Source organism: Nonomuraea sp. NPDC054003 (assembly GCF_055585125.1).
Map to the genome: position 1 here is coordinate 324,027 of NZ_JBVJKR010000012.1, position 19,276 is coordinate 343,302.

The 19,276-nt window shown below is 69.6% G+C and carries 15 protein-coding genes and 1 pseudogene; 12 read left to right on the forward strand and 4 right to left on the reverse strand.

What is annotated here, in order from left to right:
• The first annotated feature begins 292 nt into the window (after window positions 1-292).
• The 6 genes from ACZ6YG_RS30450 to ACZ6YG_RS30475 all read left to right on the forward strand — a co-directional run bounded on the left by ACZ6YG_RS30450 (window position 293) and on the right by ACZ6YG_RS30475 (window position 10,183).
• Window positions 293-1,570, forward strand: coding sequence for an ROK family transcriptional regulator (locus ACZ6YG_RS30450; RefSeq protein WP_271280270.1), 1,278 nt, complete (start codon window positions 293-295; stop codon window positions 1,568-1,570).
• 212 nt (window positions 1,571-1,782) lie between these two features.
• On the forward strand, window positions 1,783-6,981 hold the full coding sequence (locus tag ACZ6YG_RS30455) for a ThuA domain-containing protein (RefSeq protein ID WP_466019900.1): 5,199 nt from the start codon (window positions 1,783-1,785) through the stop codon (window positions 6,979-6,981).
• A 112-nt stretch (window positions 6,982-7,093) separates the two neighbouring features.
• A complete protein-coding gene (locus ACZ6YG_RS30460) occupies window positions 7,094-7,729 on the forward strand; it encodes a hypothetical protein (RefSeq protein WP_466019901.1) in 636 nt (211 codons plus the stop codon).
• A 131-nt stretch (window positions 7,730-7,860) separates the two neighbouring features.
• Window positions 7,861-8,886 (forward strand): COG1470 family protein, encoded by a 1,026-nt coding sequence (locus ACZ6YG_RS30465; RefSeq protein WP_466019902.1) that lies wholly within the window; start codon window positions 7,861-7,863, stop codon window positions 8,884-8,886.
• Window positions 8,883-9,593, forward strand: coding sequence for a hypothetical protein (locus ACZ6YG_RS30470; RefSeq protein WP_271277455.1), 711 nt, complete (start codon window positions 8,883-8,885; stop codon window positions 9,591-9,593). Before ACZ6YG_RS30465 ends, ACZ6YG_RS30470 begins: the two co-directional genes overlap by 4 nt.
• Complete coding sequence (locus tag ACZ6YG_RS30475) at window positions 9,590-10,183, forward strand: hypothetical protein (RefSeq protein WP_466019903.1); 594 nt, start codon at window positions 9,590-9,592, stop codon at window positions 10,181-10,183. The genes ACZ6YG_RS30470 and ACZ6YG_RS30475 overlap by 4 nt, the downstream gene beginning before the upstream one ends.
• A gap of 421 nt (window positions 10,184-10,604) precedes the next feature.
• Here the strand turns inward: ACZ6YG_RS30475 and ACZ6YG_RS30480 are convergent, their stop codons facing one another.
• On the reverse strand, window positions 10,605-10,925 hold the full coding sequence (locus tag ACZ6YG_RS30480) for a hypothetical protein (protein ID WP_466019904.1): 321 nt from the start codon (window positions 10,923-10,925) through the stop codon (window positions 10,605-10,607).
• A gap of 134 nt (window positions 10,926-11,059) precedes the next feature.
• Window positions 11,060-11,287 carry an LLM class flavin-dependent oxidoreductase gene (locus tag ACZ6YG_RS30485; RefSeq protein WP_466019905.1) on the reverse strand — a complete coding sequence of 76 codons (228 nt, stop codon included), beginning with the start codon at window positions 11,285-11,287 and terminating at the stop codon, window positions 11,060-11,062.
• A gap of 822 nt (window positions 11,288-12,109) precedes the next feature.
• On the opposite strand from ACZ6YG_RS30485, the gene ACZ6YG_RS30490 reads away from it, so the two are divergent.
• Window positions 12,110-13,945 carry a CE1 family esterase gene (locus tag ACZ6YG_RS30490; protein ID WP_466019906.1) on the forward strand — a complete coding sequence of 612 codons (1,836 nt, stop codon included), beginning with the start codon at window positions 12,110-12,112 and terminating at the stop codon, window positions 13,943-13,945.
• A 178-nt stretch (window positions 13,946-14,123) separates the two neighbouring features.
• Here ACZ6YG_RS30490 and ACZ6YG_RS30495 read toward each other — a convergent pair whose 3' ends face one another.
• A complete protein-coding gene (locus ACZ6YG_RS30495; protein ID WP_271277459.1) occupies window positions 14,124-14,609 on the reverse strand; it encodes a hypothetical protein in 486 nt (161 codons plus the stop codon).
• A gap of 532 nt (window positions 14,610-15,141) precedes the next feature.
• On the opposite strand from ACZ6YG_RS30495, the gene ACZ6YG_RS30500 reads away from it, so the two are divergent.
• The 3 genes and pseudogenes from ACZ6YG_RS30500 to ACZ6YG_RS30510 all read left to right on the forward strand — a co-directional run.
• Complete coding sequence (locus ACZ6YG_RS30500) at window positions 15,142-15,522, forward strand: exonuclease domain-containing protein (protein ID WP_466019907.1); 381 nt, start codon at window positions 15,142-15,144, stop codon at window positions 15,520-15,522.
• A complete protein-coding gene (locus ACZ6YG_RS30505) occupies window positions 15,492-15,938 on the forward strand; it encodes an IS5 family transposase (protein ID WP_466019908.1) in 447 nt (148 codons plus the stop codon). The genes ACZ6YG_RS30500 and ACZ6YG_RS30505 overlap by 31 nt, the downstream gene beginning before the upstream one ends.
• Window positions 15,939-16,074: 136 nt before the next feature.
• A pseudogene (locus tag ACZ6YG_RS30510) lies at window positions 16,075-16,647 on the forward strand (DUF4158 domain-containing protein); the annotation flags it as partial.
• 81 nt (window positions 16,648-16,728) lie between these two features.
• On the opposite strand, the gene ACZ6YG_RS30515 reads toward ACZ6YG_RS30510, so the two are convergent.
• Complete coding sequence (locus ACZ6YG_RS30515; RefSeq protein WP_466019909.1) at window positions 16,729-17,343, reverse strand: TetR/AcrR family transcriptional regulator; 615 nt, start codon at window positions 17,341-17,343, stop codon at window positions 16,729-16,731.
• A 115-nt stretch (window positions 17,344-17,458) separates the two neighbouring features.
• Here ACZ6YG_RS30515 and ACZ6YG_RS30520 point away from each other — a divergent pair, with 115 nt between their 5' ends.
• On the forward strand, window positions 17,459-18,274 hold the full coding sequence (locus tag ACZ6YG_RS30520) for an SDR family NAD(P)-dependent oxidoreductase (protein ID WP_466019910.1): 816 nt from the start codon (window positions 17,459-17,461) through the stop codon (window positions 18,272-18,274).
• Between the two features lie 181 nt (window positions 18,275-18,455).
• Complete coding sequence (gene erm, locus ACZ6YG_RS30525; protein WP_466019917.1) at window positions 18,456-19,166, forward strand: 23S ribosomal RNA methyltransferase Erm; 711 nt, start codon at window positions 18,456-18,458, stop codon at window positions 19,164-19,166.
• The last annotated feature ends 110 nt before the right edge of the window (window positions 19,167-19,276 follow it).

A 19,276-nucleotide genomic window follows, 5' to 3' on the forward strand; every position in this document is an offset into this window, starting at 1 on the left:
TCGCGACTCGCCGAGTCGGTCGCGTGGCGGTCGGCCAGGTTGTGGTCCACGCTCCTCCTCGATCAGTGCGGATGGCTAGCCGAATTAAAGGGGCCGACCTCTGATGACACAAGAGGGAAACCGGTTGCAATGTGTGTAACGTTCCGATAACTGGCGCCGGAGTGGTCGCTGAAATGCGGGGATTTCGGCGATGCCAACTCGTTACGGATGTGAGGGGTGCACATTCCTGCATCCGCGTGTTACAACTGCAATTAATTGATGTCAAAGATAAACAAAGGGGCGGGTGGTACCCATGACGTACAAGCCGCCCAACCGTGCTCCGGGCGGCGCTCCGCCGGCGGGTCTCGCCGCGCTGCGCCGGGCCAACCTCTCCCTGGTGCTGCGCGAGCTGCGCGACCACAAGTCCCTGTCCCGCGCCCACATCGCCGAGGCGACCGGGCTGCACCGGGCCACCGTGTCCAACCTCATGGCCGAGCTCCTCGAACGGCGTCTGGTACGCGAGGTCGGCGTCGAGCACGTCGGCGCGGTCGGCCGCCCCAGACGGGCGGTCGCGCTGCACGGCGCGCACGTCGGCGCCCTCGGCATGGAGATCAACGTCGACTACATCGCGGTCCACGGCACCGACCTCAGCGGCCGGATCCTGGTCGAGCGCCGGGTCGTCCACGACGCCATGGGCAGCGGCCCGGACAGCGCCGTGCGCCGGCTCGGGCTCGTGGCCAAGGAGGCCGTGGAGGCCATGCGGCGGGCCGGAGCGTCGCCCGCCGGCATCGTGGTGGCGGTCCCCGGGCTCGTGGACGTGGTACGCGGCGTCGTGACGCTCGCGCCGAACCTCTACTGGCACGACCTGCCGCTGGCCGACCAGCTGAGCTCCCTGCTGAGCCCGCTGCGCGTGCCCGTGCGGGTGGACAACGACGCGAACCTCGCCGCGCTGGCCGAATACACCTCCGGCGTCGCCGCCGGCACTCCGTACCTGGTGTATCTCACCGGAGAGGTCGGGGTCGGCGGCGGCATCATCCTGGGCGGCGAGCTCCTGCGCGGCGCGGACGGATTCTCCGGCGAGGTCGGGCATCTGCAGGTGGACCCGAACGGCGCCCAGTGCGGCTGCGGCCGCATCGGGTGCTGGGAGACCAAGGTCGGCCTGGCCGCGCTCGTCCGCGCGGCCATGCCCGAGCAGGCCTACGGGCTGCCCGGCATGCCGATGCCCGACCCCGGCGAACGGGTGGCCGACCTCGCCAGGGGCCTGGCCTCCGGCGACCGGCGAATGACGACGGCGGTGGCGCAGGTCGGCGAGTGGCTCGGGCTCGGCGGCTCGATCCTGGCCAACCTGTTCAACCCGCGCGTGATCGTCATCGGCGGCTACTTCGCCTCGCTGGCACAGTGGCTGCTGCCGCATGCGCAGGATCAGCTGCAACGGCTCGTGGTGGCCGCTCCCGCCGCCCAGTGCCGGTTCGTCGCCTCCACTCTCGGCTTCGGCGCCGCCTCTCGCGGCGCCGCCAGCATGGTGGTCAGCGACATCATCGACGACCCGACGACGATCATGGATTCATCGCCCCGGCCGGTACCTCACTGACGGCCCCACATGCCTGGAGACGGCACCCTCCAGCACCCCGCACCATCCGCTACCCACCAAGTGGCAACAGCGCGGCGGCGCGCGCCTTTGCCTGACGTCCCCCCGGTCAGGAAGGGTTTTCCATGTCACCACGTCATCGAACGTGGGCCAGGCTGCTCAACGCGGTCCTGCCAGCACGCGGACGACGCCCGAGGCGCCGGACCGTGACGACGATGGCCTTGGCCCTCGTCGCCCCCTTCGTCACCCTCCTCGCGGCGCCCGTGAGCGCCGAGGCCGCCACGGCGGCCGAGCCCGCGTTCAAGGTGCTCGTCTTCTCGAAGACGACAGGCTTCCGGCACGACTCGATCCCCGAGGGCATCGCGGCCGTGCAGAAACTCGGCGAGGAGAACGACTTCGCGGTCGACACCACCGAGGACAGCGCGCTGTTCACGGACCAGAACCTGGCCCAGTACCAGGCCGTGGTCTTCATGTCCACGACCGGTGACCCGCTGGGCACGCAGGACCAGAAGGACGCCTTCCAGCGCTACATCCAGAACGGCGGTGGCTTCGTCGGCGTCCACGCCGCCGCCGACAGCGGCTACGACTGGGCCTGGTACGGCAAGCTGGTCGGGGCGTACTTCAAGTCGCACCCGGCGATCCAGCAGGCCACGGTCAAGGTCGAGGATCCGGCGCACCCGTCCACGAAGGACCTGCCGGCGACCTGGACCCGTACCGACGAGTGGTACGACTACCAGGCCAACCCGCGCGGCACGGTACACGTGCTGACGTCGATGGACGAGAAGTCCTACACCGGCGCCACGATGGGCGCCGACCACCCGAACACCTGGTGCCACGACTACGACGGCGGCCGTTCCTGGTACACCGGGCTCGGCCACCTCAAGGAGAACTACAGCGAGCCCAACTTCCTGAAGCTGCTCCTCGGCGGCATCCAGACCGCCGCCGGCGCGGTCAGGGCCGACTGCTCGGCCTCGCAGAGCAGCAGCTTCGAGAAGGTCACGCTCGACGACAACACCTCGAACCCGATGATGGTGGACGTCGCCGAGGACGGCCGGGTCTTCTACATCGACCGGCTCGGCGATGTCAAGATCATCAAGCCGTCCGGCGGCACGGTGACGGCGGCGCGGCTGGACGTCTTCACCGCCAACGAGAGCGGCCTGCTCGGGCTCACGCTCGACCCCGACTTCGACACCAACCACTGGATGTACCTGTTCTACTCGCCCACCGGGACGAACGTCGACCGGCTGAGCAGGTTCACCGTCACCGGCGACACCCTGGACTTGGAGAGCGAGACGCGGATCCTCGACGTCCCGGTCCAGCGGGCCGAGTGCTGCCACCACGGCGGCGGCATGGTCATGGACCCCCGGACCGGCGATCTGTGGCTGGGCACGGGCGACAACACCAACCCGTTCGCCTCCGACGGCTACACGCCGATCGACGAGCGGTCCGGCCGCGCAAGCTGGGACGCCCAGCGCACCTCGGGCAACACCAACAGCCTCAGCGGCAAGCTGCTGCGGATCCACCCCGAGCCCGACGGCACCTACACCATCCCGTCCGGCAACCTCTTCCCGCCGGGCACGGAGAACACCAAGCCGGAGATCTACGGCATGGGCTTCCGCAATCCGTTCCGCATCGGCCTCGACCCGAAGACGGGCCACATCATGCTCGGCGAGTACGGCCCCGACGCCGGCTCGGCGAGCGCCACCCGGGGCCCGCAGAACACGGTCGAGTGGAACATCGTCTCCGAGCCGGGCAACTACGGCTGGCCCTACTGCGTCGGCGACAACACTCCGTACATCGACTACGACTTCGCCACCCAGCAGTCGGGGGCGCCGTTCAACTGCACCGCGCCGGTCAACGACTCCCCGAACAACGACGGCCTCACCGACCTGCCCACGATGGTGCCCGCGACGATCTGGTACCACTACGCGGCCGACCCGCAGAACTTCCCGGAGCTGAGGGGCGGCGCGCCGATGGGCGGCCCGGTCTACCGCGCCGACCCGGACCTGCAGTCGGACGTGAAGTGGCCGGCGTACTGGGACGGCAAGGCCGTGTTCGGCGAGTGGAACAACGACCAGGTGTGGTCGTTCCAGCTCGACGAGAGCGGCACCGAGCTCGTGGAGATGAACCGCATCCTCGGCTCCCTGTCGTTCAAGAAGCCGATGGACATGAAGTTCGGCCCCGACGGCGCGCTGTACATGATCGAGTGGGGCTCCGGCTTCGGCGGCGACAACGCCGACTCCGGCATCTACCGGATCGATTACATCAAGGGCACCCGCCCGCCGATCGCCCGTGCCACGGCGGACAAGACGGACGGGCCGCTGCCGCTGGCCGTCACGTTCTCCAGCGAGGGCAGCCGGGACCCGGACGACGAGCCGCTCACATTCGCGTGGGACCTCGACGGCGACGGCGACACCGACTCCACTGACCCCAACCCCTCCTACACCTACGAGGAGGGCGGCGACTACAACGTGGTCCTGACCGTCACGACCCCCGGCGGCAAGACCGCCACCGCCAGTGTCGCGATCAGCGCGGGCAACACCCGTCCCACCGTCACGGTGGACCTCCCGCCGAACGGCGCCTTCTTCGAGTTCGGTGACCAGGTGAAGTTCAAGGTGACCGCCACCGACCCCGAGGACGGCACGATCGACTGCGACAAGGTGCAGATCCAGGCGATCCTCGGTCACGAGAGCCACGGCCACCCGCTCGACCAGCACACGGGCTGTGAGGGCACCCTGCAGACCCAGCAGGCCGGCCACGGCGAGTACGACAACCTCTTCTACGTGATCGAGGCCAGCTACACCGACGAGGGGGCCAACGGCGCGAAGCCCCTGACCGGGCGGGGCGAGACGCTCCTGCAGCCCAAGCGCAAGCAGGCCGAGCACTTCACGCAGACCGGCCGGGTGGCCGACGGCGTGGGCACCGACACCGCGGGTGTCCAGGCCGAGACCACGAGCGACCCGCAGGGCGGCAATCAGCACATCGGGTTCGTCCAGGACGGCGACTGGTGGTCGTTCGACCCGGTGAACCTATCGAACGTCACCGCGCTCCGGTTACGCGCCTCCTCGGGCGGCACCGGCGGCACCGTCCAGGTCAGGGCGGGTGACCCCGAGACCGGCACGCTGGTCGGCTCGGCCGAGGTGACGCCCACCGGCGGCTGGCAGACGTTCACCGACGTCACGCTCGACGTGACCGGCGCGCCGGCGGAGAGCGGACCGCTGTACTTCGTCGTGCGTAAGCCGGCGAGCGCGGCGAACGACGCCTACCTGGCGAACTTCAACTGGGTGGACTTCGTCGGCAAGGGCGCCACGGACAACCAGCGTCCGATCGTGACCGCGACGGCGACGCCGGCGACGGGCGTCGCCCCGCTGACGGTCGACTTCGAGGCGACGGCCACCGACCCGGAAGGCGACCCGATCACCTACAAGTGGAACTTCGGCGTGAACGGCGCGCCGGAGCCCACCACGGCCGAGGCGAGCCACACCTACACCGCGCCGGGCACCTACACGGCCGTGGTGACCGTGTCCGATGACAAGGGCGCGTCGGCCACCGCGCAGGTCCAGGTCAAGGTGGACGCGCCGGCCGCGGTGTGCTTCACCGGACGTTCCGACGACTTCCTGGGCGACCAGCTCGACCGGGACCGCTGGTCGGTCATCAGGGAGAACCAGGACCTCAGGGTCGCCGACGGCAAACTGGTGATCCCGACCTCGACCACCGACATCTACAGCGCGGGCGGCAACACGCCGAACATCGTGGTGCAGCCGGCGCCGTCGGGCGCCTGGACCGCCACCGCCAAGCTCACGCTGGACGCACGGGACGCGTACCAGCAGGCGGGTCTGATCATCTACGGCGACGACGACAACTACGCCAAGATGGTGCTGCAGGCGCGCTCCACCTCGGGTCCGAACCACGCCGACCGCATCTTCCAGTTCATCCGGGAGGAGAACGGCAGCCCCAACGAGGTGTCGCAGAGCAATACGGCCACTCTCGGGGACGCCTACCCCGACACGGTGTACGTGCGGTTCATCAGCGACGGAACGAACATCACCGCCCACTACTCCGCCGACGGCACCACGTTCACCGCGATGCCGCAGACCAAGCCGCTCGCCGGGATCACCGACCCGAAGATCGGCCTGATCTCGCTGGCGGGGGCCGACCACCCGGTGGTGGACGCGTCCTTCGACTGGTTCCACATCACGCCGGACGACAGTGCGACCGGGCCGGACCCGGACGACGAGTTCGACGGCACCGCGCTCGACGCCTGCCGCTGGACCGCGATCGTGCGCCCCGACGCCACGGCGATGCGCGTGAGCGACGGCAAGCTGGAGCTCGACACCACGACCGGTGACATCTACGGGACCGACAACACCGGCCCGAAGAACCTCATCCTGCAGCCGGCCCCGAGCGGCGACTGGACGCTGGAGACCAAGGTGGACGCCTCGGCCCTCAACGAGCAGTACCAGCAGGGCGGCCTCATGGTGTACACCGGCGACGACGACTACGTGAAGCTCGACTTCCTCACCACCAACGCGGCCGGGTCGACAGCGGCGCGGAGCATCGAGCTGCGCAGCGAGGCCGGCGGCACCGTGCAGAGCCCGCAGCCACAGGTGAACAACCTCACCACCGGCATCTGGTGGCTGCGGCTCAAGAAGGAGGGCGACACCTACTCCGGGTCCTACTCCGCCGACGGCGAGACCTGGACCGAACTGTCCGCCGCGGTGCAGAACAGCGCGGTGGCCACCGGCGCCAAGGTCGGCGTGTACACGATCGGCACCAACCAGTCGGCGTCGAAGAAGGTCACGTTCGACTACTTCCGCCTCACCAAGGCGGCGGCCGAGGACAAGACCGCGCCGGTGACGACGGCGACGACCGATCCGGAGGAGCCGGCGGGCGGCACGTTCACCGGCCCGGTGTCGGTCACGCTGCAGGCCACCGACGAGGACGGCGGCAGCGGGGTCGACAGGACCGAGTACCAGCTCGACGACGGCGACTGGACCGCCTACACCGGACCGGTCACCGTGACTGGCGACGGGCAGCACGAGCTGCGCTACCGCTCGGCCGACAAGGCGGGCAACGTCGAGGAGGCCAAGACGCTGACACTGACGATCTCGGCGTCCACGCCGCAGGTCGACCTGACGGTCTCCGCCTCGTCCCGCTGCATCGGCACCTCGGCGTACGTGGCGGTCACGGCCGTCAACGGCTCCGACGTGCCGGTGACGGTGACGCTGACCACCCCGTTCGGCTCGAAGACCGTGGCCGACGTGACCCCGGGCAAGCAGGCGTACCAGTCCTTCAACAGCCGGGCCGGGCAGATCGACGCCGGCACGGTGACCGTGAAGGGAGTCGCGACGATCGGCGGCGAGCAGGTCACCTCGTCGTACGACGCCGACTACCCGGCGCTCAGCTGCCGCTGACCGCACCGGCGGTGACCACTGTCCGCGCGACCGTGGTCACCGCCCCCAGCAGAACCGGGGCCGGCCGGCCGATCGGCCGGCCGGCCCCGCCCCCCAGCGATGGAGCGAAGACATGAGAATCAACAGGACCACGCAACTGCTCGCCGCGGCGGTGCTCGGCGTCGCGCTCGCGGGCGCCGGCATGGCTGGTCCCGCGGTGGCGGACGACGACCCCGAGCAGGGCATCGACGTCACGGTGACGATCGAGCCCGGCACCACTCCGGGCCAGGTGTCCATGACCGTCGCCGACAACGGCGGCGTGTCCCTTCAGGAGGACGGTTCCAACGCCGCCGCCCGCCAGTTCGTCGGCACCCTGCCGACGGTCACGGTGAACGACACCCGCCGGCCCGAGGAGATCCCTGCCGGCGACTTCTGGGCGGTTGTCGGCCAGGCCGGCGAGTTCACCGCGACGAGCGGCTCCACGCCGCCCATCGGCTCCCAGTACCTGGGCTGGCGGCCGCGCCTGCTGACCGACTCCTCCTCCGGGGCGGTGGAGGCCGGTGAGCCCGTCTCCAGTGTCATCTCCGACGGCTCGGGAGCGCCGGCCGTCGGTCTGCAGGGCCAGGAACTGCTGGTGTCGACGGCGAACTCCGCCGACGAGATCGGCACCTGGCAGGTCAACGCCGACCTCACGCTGCGCACCCCCGCCGACGTCACCGCCGGCGAGTACCACTCGACCCTCACGCTCTCCCTGTTCAACCAGTCCTGAACGGCAACCGGTCCCGAACGTTCACCTGGTCCTGAACCGGAGACAGGACGCCATCGTCCGCTCCGGCCGTCCGGGGCCCGCGCCCGCCCGGCGCGGGCCCCGGACGGCCACGACGAGACTGGAGACCTCTGTTGACCGCAAGCCGCCCGCGAGGCGTCCTCGCCCGCCTCGCCGTCCTCCCCGCTCTCGGCGTCGCGCTGCTGGCCGCCATGGCGGCGTTCGCCACCCCGTCCGGCGCCGACACCACCTGGTCGGTCGTGCCGGCCAGCGCCGACGGTCCCGACGGCCGCAGCGTCATCGACCTCGAACTCGCCGGCGGCCAGCAGGTCGTCGAGCACGTGGCGGTCATCAACCGCTCCACCGAGCCGGTGGACTTCGCGATCGACGCCAACGACGGCTACCTGACCTCCAAGGGCTATTTCGACATGCGGCCCTCCGACGCCGAGCCCACCGACGGCGGTGCCTGGATCACGGTCCCCGAGAGGGTGACCATCGCCGCCGGGGCCACGTCCGTCGTTCCCGTGACGGTGTCGATCCCCCGGAACGCGACGCCGGGGGACCACCCCGCGGGCGTGACCGCGTCCCTGGAGACGGTCTCCGGCCAGGTACGGGTCCAGAACCGGGTGGGCGTCCGCCTGAACATCCGCGTCACCGGCGACTACGTGGCCAAGGTGGCCGTGACCGGCGTGCGGGCCGAGTACGCCGGCTCGTGGAACCCGTTCGCCGCAGGATCCGTCGAGGTGACCTACACCGTGGCCAACGAAGGCAACGTCCGGCTGGTCACGGACAACCACGTGCTGACGTCCACGCTCGCGGGGGAGAGCGGCTGGAACGACCCGTCCGCGGCCAGGGCCAGGGAGCTCATGCCGGGCGGCAGCCGCACGTTCGTCGCGCGGGTGCCCGGCGCGTGGCCGCTGGGACCCATCGGCGCGACCGTCATGGCGGTCCCCTCGCCCGCGGGCGAGCCGCTTCCCGGCGTCGCCGCCCAGCGGGCGGCGGTCGGCACCACGGTGTGGGCGCTGCCCTGGCCGCAGCTCGGCTCCCTCGCCCTCCTCGTCCTCGCCTTCTTCGCCATCCGGCTGAACGCCGCCAGGCGCCGCAGGCGCATCGAGAAGCTGATCATGCTCGCCCGCCAGGAAGCGTCCCAGGAGGCGTGAGCGCCCTCGGCAATCGCTCCCAGGAGGTGGCCACCATCAACCGACCCAGGCGACCGGCCCCAGCCCGGCCCGCGACGCGGGGCCGCGTGCTCGCCCTCGCGTTCGCGTTCGCGCTCGGCGCGCTCGTCGCCGGCGGCGTGGTGTTCGGCGTGACCCGGCCGAGCTCGATCGAGCAGGCGGCCGACCGCCTCCGCGCCGAGTCCGCGCTGCGCGACCGGACACAGATCAGGACCCTGACGGAGCTGGCCCGCGGCACGCGGACCCGGCTCCTCCCCGTGCTCGACGGGCTCGCCCTGGCCCTGCCCGGCGACGGCCCCGCGGGACCTGTCGCGGTGACCGCCGCCGACGTCGAGAAGTGGCGGCAGGCCGCCGCCGCGGCCGTCCAGGGCTTCGCCGACCCGCCGTCCGGCGAGACCGCCACCAATGTGGCGCGGTCGAGTCTCGCCTCCGCCGTGCGGCAGTTCGCCACGACCGTCGACACCTACACGATGGCGCGGGACCTCACAGGACCGGCTCGCGCCGCCGCCCTCGACCTGGCCGCACGGCAACGCGCCGGCGCGCTCTTCACCTGGTCGATCGGGGCCACCGCCCTCGACGCCGTGAACATCGACGCCGGCTACGGCCACCAGCACGTGTTCCTGCCCACATCACCCGGCGAAGGGGCGCTCACCCCCGACACCGAACCCGAGGGGAGCCACCAACCGTGAAAAAGGCACCGGCATACGTCCTCACCGTCCTGCTGGCCGGGCTCGCGCTGGTGCTCGGCGCACCGGCAGCCGCGGCCCACGGCGGGCCGATCAAGCTGGAGGTGACAGGAGACGGCGCCGACAACGTCAACGTGCTGGTGACATACAAGAAGGACGGCCATCCCGTCACGGAGATCGTCGCGGCGACGCTGAAGGCGACCTCGGCCGACGGCCGGTCCTTCGGGCCGGTGCCGCTCAGGTCGGCGCCGGAGGGCCAGAACCTCTACCACTCCGCCGAGCCGCTGCCGAGCGGGGAGTGGCGGGTCACCGTGACCGCGACCGAACCGTCCAAGGCGAAGAAGACGGTGCGGGTGAAGGCGGGCGTGGTCGCCGCCGCGCCCGCTGTCGAGGCCCTTCCCGCATCGGACCAGACGAGCCAGGCGACGGCGCCCGCGCGGAACGGGGCCGCCGCGGCGACGACCGCCGGGGATGACGACGGCGCGACGGGAACTCCCCTCAAGATAGGCGTCATCGTCCTCGCGGCGCTGGCCGCCGTCGCGGCCTGGATCGTCTTCGCCCGGCGCCACACCCGCGCGGGCGCGGGACACTGACAGACGTCGCGGACCGGTCGCGGCCGTGCGGTTCAGCCCGGGCAGGGCGGGGTCAACGAGACGTACCGGGGAGCGGGCACGCTCGCCCGATCACTTCGCCTGCTCGCGTCCGGCCAGGTCCGCTGAGGTGAAGCCCGCTCTGGTGACGCCGCCCGCCGCGTCGGCGCCGATCTTGGCCAGCTGTTGAAGGCGGGACGGACATGAAGTACGTGTCGGCGATGGGGTCCCCCCTCGGCAGATCTTCCACCCGCTGGCGTGGGCAGCCGGCGGGGATCGGTCTCGTGGAGGGCGTGCTGATGCCCGGTGGCCGCTCAGGAGGGCGGTAGACGAGGTAGGCGGGGTGAAGTAGCCGTGTTGGTAGTTGGAGCAGGAGCACACACCGCGCCAGGGCGTTGAGCTCGGCAGCCGAGATTCGAGCAGGTCAGCGGAGCAGTTCGATAACGGGCTCCATGGCACGCATGCCGTCTCCCACCCCTCCCTGGAGAACCGTGACGTAGCTGAACCCGTAGCGCTCGCGTTTCTGCCGGAGCTTGTCGGCGATCTGCTTCGCCGTACCGACGAGAAAGGCGTGGACGTCGCCCAGTTCGTCGTGCGGGACGTCCGGCGCGAAGTGCTGGAGCTTGGACATCGCCGCCTGTCGCTCGTTCGTAACAGTGATCGCCGGGATCTCGTTGTTCAGCTCCACTTGTGCCTGGCGGAAGCTGAGCGCGGCCCGTACGAAGGCGACGCGTTCGGCGATCATGGGCGCGCCGGCGAAGGCGGGTAATCCGACCTTGCCGTAGCGGCTGCAGGCGGCGCAGCTTCTTCACCGTGTGTTCGAGGATGCCGGCGCGCTCGGCGCCGGTGGGGTAAGGCATGCCGAGCTCGGCGAGCCGTTCAGGGGTGGTAGTAGCCGGCGTCCAGCACGTAGGTGCCGAGACGCGGTCGCGTGGTGTGCTCGGCGGCCAGCATGAGTGCCGGGAACGGTGCGGGCCGGCCCAGGTGGTCGATGACCGAGATCGTGTCGAAGCCGACACTCTCGGCCGTGCGGCACTGTTCGATCCAGTCGCGGCGATCGGCGGCGGCGCTCAGCGCCACACCGAAGCGGAAGGGTTTCAGCGCCATCACGCCCGCTCCGCGGCAAGGCGCAGCAGCTCGTCGACGGACCACTGGTCGCTCGCGCGCTTGCCGTACTTGACCGCCAGGACGACCCCGTCGGGGGCGATGAGGAAGTCGCGGGCAGGCCGAGCGCGGTCTCGCCGGACGAGGGCGCCGGGGAGCTTCCGGCGCGGAGCCCGGCGGTTACCTTTCCCGACATCATGACAGCGTGTCGTCCGCTAGGCGCATACGTCGGCGGGACAAGCAGCGATCGCGCCCGCGAGCGAGAGATGCGGTCCTGTCAGCGGAACGTGTTCCCATAACCCTTGAGAAGGCGTGAGGCTGCGAAAGTGACGCGATCCCCGACATATGATCCACCGCACACGCGGTGGCGAGCGCCTATCGGCTCCGCCTGCGTCGCGTCGTAGCCGAGGGCCGACGAGCCGAGACCGCTTTCTCGTTCAGGGCTTTGGAAGCAGCGCGGTCAAAGGCAGGGAAGGGTTGAATTCGGCCTCACGGCTTCCTGGGAGCCTTGCCCTGAAATTTTCACTATGTTTTCAAACTGAACGACGTGATACGTGCCAGCAAAACGGCATGGGAGCGCCGCCCGTCACCTCAGAGGAGCGAACCGCGCCTTGACGGGACCCGCATGCCTCGTATTTGCTCCGTCGCACCACCACCATCGGCAGGAACGGGCGCGGCAAAGCGATGTGAACGATGACGCGGTTCTTCCGCCGTGCCCTCCCATTACGCCAGTTCCGCACGGATGAGAGGACTGATTCAGCTCATGTTAACGCTAACTGACGCCCTGGCACCGTCCCTTCCGGCGGTGCCACAGGCAGGTGAGTGATGATACGGCGTAAATCCGTCCTCGCCGCTGTCATCGCGGCGGTGCTTCTCGCGGTGGCCACGGGTGGTACGGCGCTGGGCAGCAGCGAAACCACGTCCCGTGCGGCGAGCGCCGCCGCCACGACGCCAGGATGCGGCAAGACTCCAACACTCAGAAGTGGCACGCATACGATCCAGAGCGGCGGCCAGACTCGCTCCTTCATCCTGAGGATTCCCGACAACTACAACAACACCAACCCCTACCGGTTGATCTTCGGGTTCCATTGGCTGGGCGGCACCGCCAACGACGTCGACTCGGGCGGGAGCAGCGGATTCACCTGGTCTTACTACGGGCTCAGGCAACTGGCGAACAACACTGCGATCTTCGTCGCCCCCCAGGGACTGAACAACGGCTGGGCCAATTCCGGCGGGCAAGACCTGGCCTTCGTCGACGACATGATCAGATTGATCGAAGCAGACCTGTGCGTCGACACCACGCAGCGGTTCGCCGGAGGCTTCAGCTACGGCGGCGGCATGAGCTACGCCCTGGCCTGCGCCCGAGCGACGGTCTTCCGCGCGGTCGCGGTCTACGCCGGCGCACAGCTCAGCGGATGCAGCGGCGGCACCCAGCCCATCGCCTACATCGGGCTCCACGGCCTCAGGGACAACGTGCTCAACATCTCGCAGGGCCGGTCGCTGCGCGACACGTTCGTCAGGAACAACGGGTGCACTCCCCAAAATCCGCCCGAGCCGGCACAGGGCAGCCTGACGCACGTCGTCACCGCCTACTCGGGATGCCGATCCGGATACCCGGTCGTGTGGGCGGCGTTCGACGGGGGGCACACCCCTGGTCCAGTGGACGGGTCCACCGCTGACGACGGCGCACGTACCTGGACCAAGGCAGTGGTGTGGAACTTCTTCAACCAGTTCCAGAGCACGAACGACACCACTCCGCCGACCACGCCAGGCACCCCGGTCGCGTCCAACGTGACCGCCACCAGCGCCACGCTGACCTGGACGGCATCCACCGACCAGGGCGGCTCCGGCCTGGCGGGTTACAACGTCTACCGGGAGCAGGGCGCCACCGACCCGCAGCTCGGCCAGTCCATCACCAACTCGATCACCCTGACCGGGCTGACCGCCGACACCGAATACCAGGTCTACGTACGAGCACGCGACGGTGCGGGCAACCTGTCGGGCAACTCCGCGACGGTCGCGTTCACCACGACCTCCACCGGAGGCGACACCACGCCACCCACCGCCCCGGGCGGGCTGGCGGCCTCCGGCACCACCGCTAGCGGCACCAATCTGTCCTGGGCCGCTTCCACTGACAACGTGGGGGTCACCGGCTATGACGTCCTGCGCGCACCCGGGGCCACTGGCGGCACCTTCGCCCAGGTCGGCACCTCGGCCACGACCTCGTACAGCGACACGGGCCTGACCCCGAGCACCACCTACCGTTACCAGGTCCGCGCGCGGGACGCCGCCGGCAACCTCTCGCCGGTGTCCGGCACCGTCCAGGTCACCACCCGCGGCACCACCACCGAAACCTGCTCGGCGACGCCGACCGTGCAGACCCAGTGGGGCACCGGCTATGTGATCCAGCCGCTGACCATCACCAATACCAGTACCTCGACGACCACCAATTGGACGGTCACCTTCACGCTCCCGGCCGGGCACACGCTGACCGGCTCGTGGAACGCCACCGTCACCACCAGCGGGCAGACCGTCACGGCCAAGAACGTGAGCTACAACGGCACGCTGGCCCCCGGAGCCACCACCAGCTTCGGCTTCCAGGTCAGCCGCCCCAACGGCGACACGGCCCTGCCATCCGGATACACCTGCACCGGCGCGTGACCTCGCGACCGGATAACGGCCCAGCCCTCGGCGAACGTCTCAGTGAGGGCTGGGCCGCACCCGTTCTTCCTCACCGCTGCTGACAGCACTGGCGCGCTGGTGAGGACACGGTATCCGTGCCCGCATGTGAGAAGGCCACCCGCGGTGAAAGCGGACGGCCTTCTGGGAAGCAGGAGCCTCAGCTGTAGGAGTAGGACTGCGCGCCGCAGCCGGTGATATAGGGCCCGGGGTAGACCTGCTGGGTGGAGCAGCCCCAGGTGGCGGTCAGGGTCGTGGCCGAGGAGGGAATGCTGATCGCCGGTCCGTTGGTCCAGCCGACCTGGTCATATTGGTGACCGCCGCTGCAGATGGCCGACACGCTCACCGAGGTGCTGCCGCCGGGCAGGCTGATCGTGAACGACCACGTGTGGTTCGCCGGGTTCGCGACCATCGAGCTGAGGGGCATCGTCACGCCGTACGAAGGAGGCGCGGAGGCGACCGAGACGTACGAGGCGTACCAGTCGCGGGTGTCGCCGGAGTAGTTGACGTTGAGGCAGTCCACCGTGGCGTTGAGCGTCAGGGTTGAGGCGGCGGCGGGCTGCTGCATGGTCACGACCATCGCGGCGGTGGTGGCCAGCATCACGCCGGCCGTCAGTGCCCGGCGGATCAGGTTGCCAGCGATCATGGAGTCCCTTTCTTCGCGCCGTTGACTGTGGAGATTCGCCAGAGCCGCCGGCCTCGCCGTCCGCCAGGGGCGCCGCCCTGATCGGGGCGAGGCGGACGCGCACGTCGGTGAGGCCGGTCGGGTGTCGAGGGGAGGATCACACAATGGGTACGAACTGGACAGACCCATACAAGGGGCCGAGCTCCGAAACAAGCGGTGAATCGCGGTTCCGTACGGCCCGTAAAAGGGCGGCGATATCGCCCCGCGGATCAACAGGCTGGTCGCAGGCCATGTGACGCCATGCGATGTGGCGGTCGTACCCGCGTCATCACCGTCGTCCGCTGGGCGGTGTTCGTGAAACTTTCCACACGGGGACGCCTGGCGGCGAGCTGTCGAAGCTCGCGGTCCGGGAGCGCCCCAATGGTGATCTACGATGTAAAGGCATGGCCAAGGAGCGGTTGCTGATCATCACAAGGTAGTCACAATCCGTGCCCGAACTCCAACCCCCCAGGCATCAGGACGCGTCGTCCTGATGGACGAAGGGGTGAGGGAAATGACCAGCGGCCCAACCGGATACGCCGTCATCGACGTGGAGACCACGGGCCTGCGCCCGTCGTGGCACGACCGGATCGTCGAGGTCGGCGTCGTGCTGCTCGACCCGCGCGGACTCGTCACCGGCGAATGGAGCACCCTGGTCAACCCCGAACGCGACCTGGGACCGCAGCGCATCCGCGGCCTCACCGCCGCCGGCGTCCGTCACGCGCCGACCTTCAAGGAGATCGCCGGGAGTCTCGCCGGTCTGTTGCGGGGCCGGGTGCCCGTGGCTCAGAGCGTGTCTGAGAAGATCGTTCATGTACGGTATGGCAGCGTGACGACCAGCTCGCGAGCGGTCAAGGTGTCCAGGTGCTCCCGCAGCGCTACCCCACAGACCTGACCGACACCCAATGGGAACTCGTCGCGCCCTTACTTCCCGAGCCGAACACCGGCGGGCGACCGGAGAAGCACCCACGCAGGAAGATCGTCAACGCCATCCGGTACGTGGTCCGGTCCGGCTGCCCATGGCGCTACCTGCCCACCGACCTGCCGCCCTGGCAGACCGTGTACTGGGACGTCCAGCAGTGGGAGCAGGCCGGCGTGACCGAGACCCCGCTACGCGAGCTGCGCATCAAGGCCCGCCGCCAGGACGGCCGCGACGACGAGCCGTCCGCGGGCGTCATCGACTCCCAGAGCGTCAAGGGCGCCGACACCGTCGGGCGTGACAGCCGCGGCTATGACGCGAACAAGAAGGTCAACGGCCGTAAGCGATTCATCATCACCGACACCACCGGCCTGCTGACGACGAGCATGTGAACGAAAAGTCCCGTTAGCGGGTCCCCAGCTAACTACTTGATCTTCCGCTCGTCCTGCTTGCCCGGCTTGCCCTACCTTCGGCGTCTATGTCGGTTGAGTTCTTGAGGGATGATGAGGCGGCCGCTTCTCGGGTGCTCCGGCGCAGGCGGAGCTGGAGCGGTTCTTCTACCTGGACGACGCGGATCGAACGCTGATCGCCGAACGGCGTGGGACACACGCCCGCCTCGGCTTCCCCCTCCAGCTGACGACAGCCCGCTACGTCGGGCGCTTTCTGCCCGACCCGCTGGACGTGCCCGACAAGGTGCTGGTGTACCTCGGCGAGCAACTCGGGATCGAGGATGTCCCGCAGATCAGCCAGTACACCGAGCGGCGCAGCACGCCGTTCGAGCACCAGGCCGCGATCCGCAAGGCGTACGCGCTGAAGGAGTTCTCCCAGGCGGAGGCGGATTTCATCGTGTGGGCGAGCGCGCGGGCATGGAACATCGGCGACGGCAAGAAGACCATCTTCTATGACGGGGTGACGTGGCTGCGCACCAACAAGGTGCTGCCCCCGGGTGTGACCACGCTGGCCCGGCTGGTCCCCGAGTGCGGGATGAGGCCACCGACCGTCTCTGTGACACGCTGCGCGGGTGCTGTCGCCGCGGCAGCGGGTGACGCTGGAGATGCTGCTGGAGGTGCCGAAGGCCGGCGCTCCTCGGAGTGGGGCTGAGGGTGATGCCGCTGCCGGTGGAGGTGCCGCACCGGCGGATGGTCGATTCGGTGGCCGTGACCTCAAGGCGGGCCACATTGATCAGTGGGCAGAACCGCCGATGCCCGGTCGCATGGCTTTGAGGAAGGCGTCGACGAGGGCGTCGGCGTACTGCGGGGTGAGCGGGCCCGAGCGGAGCAGCCAGCGCTGATAGAGGGGGCCGTACAGCAGCTCCAGAGCCAGGTCGAGGTCGGCGTCAGGGGCGAGTTGGCCGGCTCGCTGGGCGCTGCGCAGCCGGGCCTTCTTGGCCTCGTCGACCGGCCCGGCCAGTTTCTCGCGGTATTGGGCGGCGAGTGCCGGATCGTTGATGATCTCGGTGTTGAGCGCGCGGATCGGCCCCTCGAACGCCGGATCGGCGAACTCGGCCACCGTCGCCCGCATTACCACCCTGAGGTCGGCCTTCAGATCGCCGGTGTCGGGCAGCGCCATGTCCTGCTCCGGCCCGCTCTCGCTGAGCGCCAGAAAGGCGTCCAGGACCACCGCGCCCTTGGAGGGCCACCAGCGGTAGATCGTCTGCTTGCCCACGCCGGCCCGGGCCGCGATGGCCTCGATGGTCAGCTTGACGTATCCCATCTCGGAGACCAGCTCGCGGGCGGCGGCCAGGATGGCCTGCCGGGAGCGCTGACTGCGGCGGGCGGGGTTGGGCTGCTTGGCCATGTGCCGAATCATAACACCCTTGCAAGACGAGACGTACCGTCTTGACGTTTTGGCGAGGCGAGACGTACCGTCTTGTCTCGTAAGCGCTGGACCCGAGCAGGAGGAGGTGGAGCCCATGACCCGGGTGTGGTTCATCACGGGCGCGTCACGAGGACTGGGCCGGGCGTTCACGGAGGCGGCGCTGCAAGCGGGCGACCGGGTGGTCGGGGCCGCGCGCAACGTCGAGCCGCTCGCCGATCTGGCCCGGCGCCATCCCGGCGATCTGGTACCGCTGCCGCTCGACGTCACCGACCGCGCGGCGGTGTTCGCGGGCGTGGAGCGGGCGGCAGCGGCCTTCGGCAAGCTCGACATCGTGGTCAACAACGCCGGCGTCATGCTCCTGGGCATGCTGGAGGAGGCGACGGAAGAGCAGATCAGATCCCACTTCGACGTCAACCTGTTCGGCGCGATCTGGGTCACCCAGGCCGTGCTCCCTCACCTGCGCTCCCAGGGCTCCGGCCGCATTCTGCAAGTCACCACGATGGGCACCGGCGGCGGCTTCCCCATGGTCGGCCTGTACGCGGCCGGCAAGTCGGCGCTCGACTCGGTCTCCGAGGCCGTGGCGGGAGAGGTCGAGCAGTTCGGCATCAAGCTGACCATCGTGCAGATGGGCGGCTACGACACGGGCCTGTTCACCACGGGCACCACGATGACCGCATCCGCCCCGCACTATAAGGAACTGCGCGACAAGCTGATCGAGATGTGGGGCGATGAGGCCGGTCCCGCCCCGGAGACCGCCGCTCCGGTGATCATGGAGCTGGTGGACCTGCCGGAGCCGCCGCGGCGTCTCATCGTCGGCGCCGCGTCCTACGACATGGTCCTCCAGGACCTCCAGGACCGGGTCGCGAAGTACCGCGCCTGGGAGCACCTCAGCCGCAGAGCGCCCGGATGACCCGCCCACAGGACCAGCAGAGCACGCCTGCCGGGGCGCTCGGGACGGAACACCCCGGCAGGGCGGCACGGTGACGCGCGATCACGCCTTCGATGACCGGCCATCCTCCCGGACCACGAGCAGGGCCGGCGGCGCCCGCACCACCGCGGACCGGGCGCGGCGCACGCTTTCACAGAACTTCCTGGCCGACCGCCGGGCCATCGATCTCGTGATCAGGGCAGCAGACCCGGCAGGGCTGGTGCTGGAGCCTGGGGCGGGCGCTGGAGCGCTGACCCTAGCACTGGCCGGGGCGGGCGCCCAAGTGATCGGCTACGAGATCGATCCACGCCTGGCCCGGCGGCTGGCCGCAGGCACACGCGATGATCCCCGCGTCGAGGTGGTGCACGGCGACTTCACCACCGCGCCGGTGCCGGGACGGCCGTTCGCGGTCGTGGGGAACATACCGTACTCGGCGACGTCGAAGATCGTGAACTGGTGCTTGAGGGCGCCGTCCCTGACCTCGGCCACGCTGCTCACCCAGCGCGAGTACGCCCGCAAACGTGCGGGCGGCTACGGCCGCTGGAGCCGCGTGACCGTGCGGTCGTGGCCATGGTTCCACTGGCGGCTCGGCCCCACGGTGAACCGGAGGTCCTTCCGGCCGGTACCGTCGGTCGACTCGGCGATCCTGCGGATCGAGCGTAGGCCCGAACCGTTGGTGCGCGGCCGCCGCACCTACCAAGAACTGGTCGAGCTGGGCTTCACCGGGCTCGGCGGCTCGGTGCGCGCCTCGCTGAGGATGCGTCACCGAGGAGTGGACGCCGCTCTGGCGGCGGCCGGCGTGTCTCGTGACGCCGTCGTCGGATACGTTCACCCAGACCAGTGGATCGCGCTGTGGCAGCGCCTGTACTGGTGACCCGCCCTGAATCCTCGGTTCACGTCCAGGGAGATGGTGTGCGGGTGATCTAGCCCATGCTGTGGTGCGGGTGAGATCCATGTGACAAGAGACGGCCACTCCGTAATCCT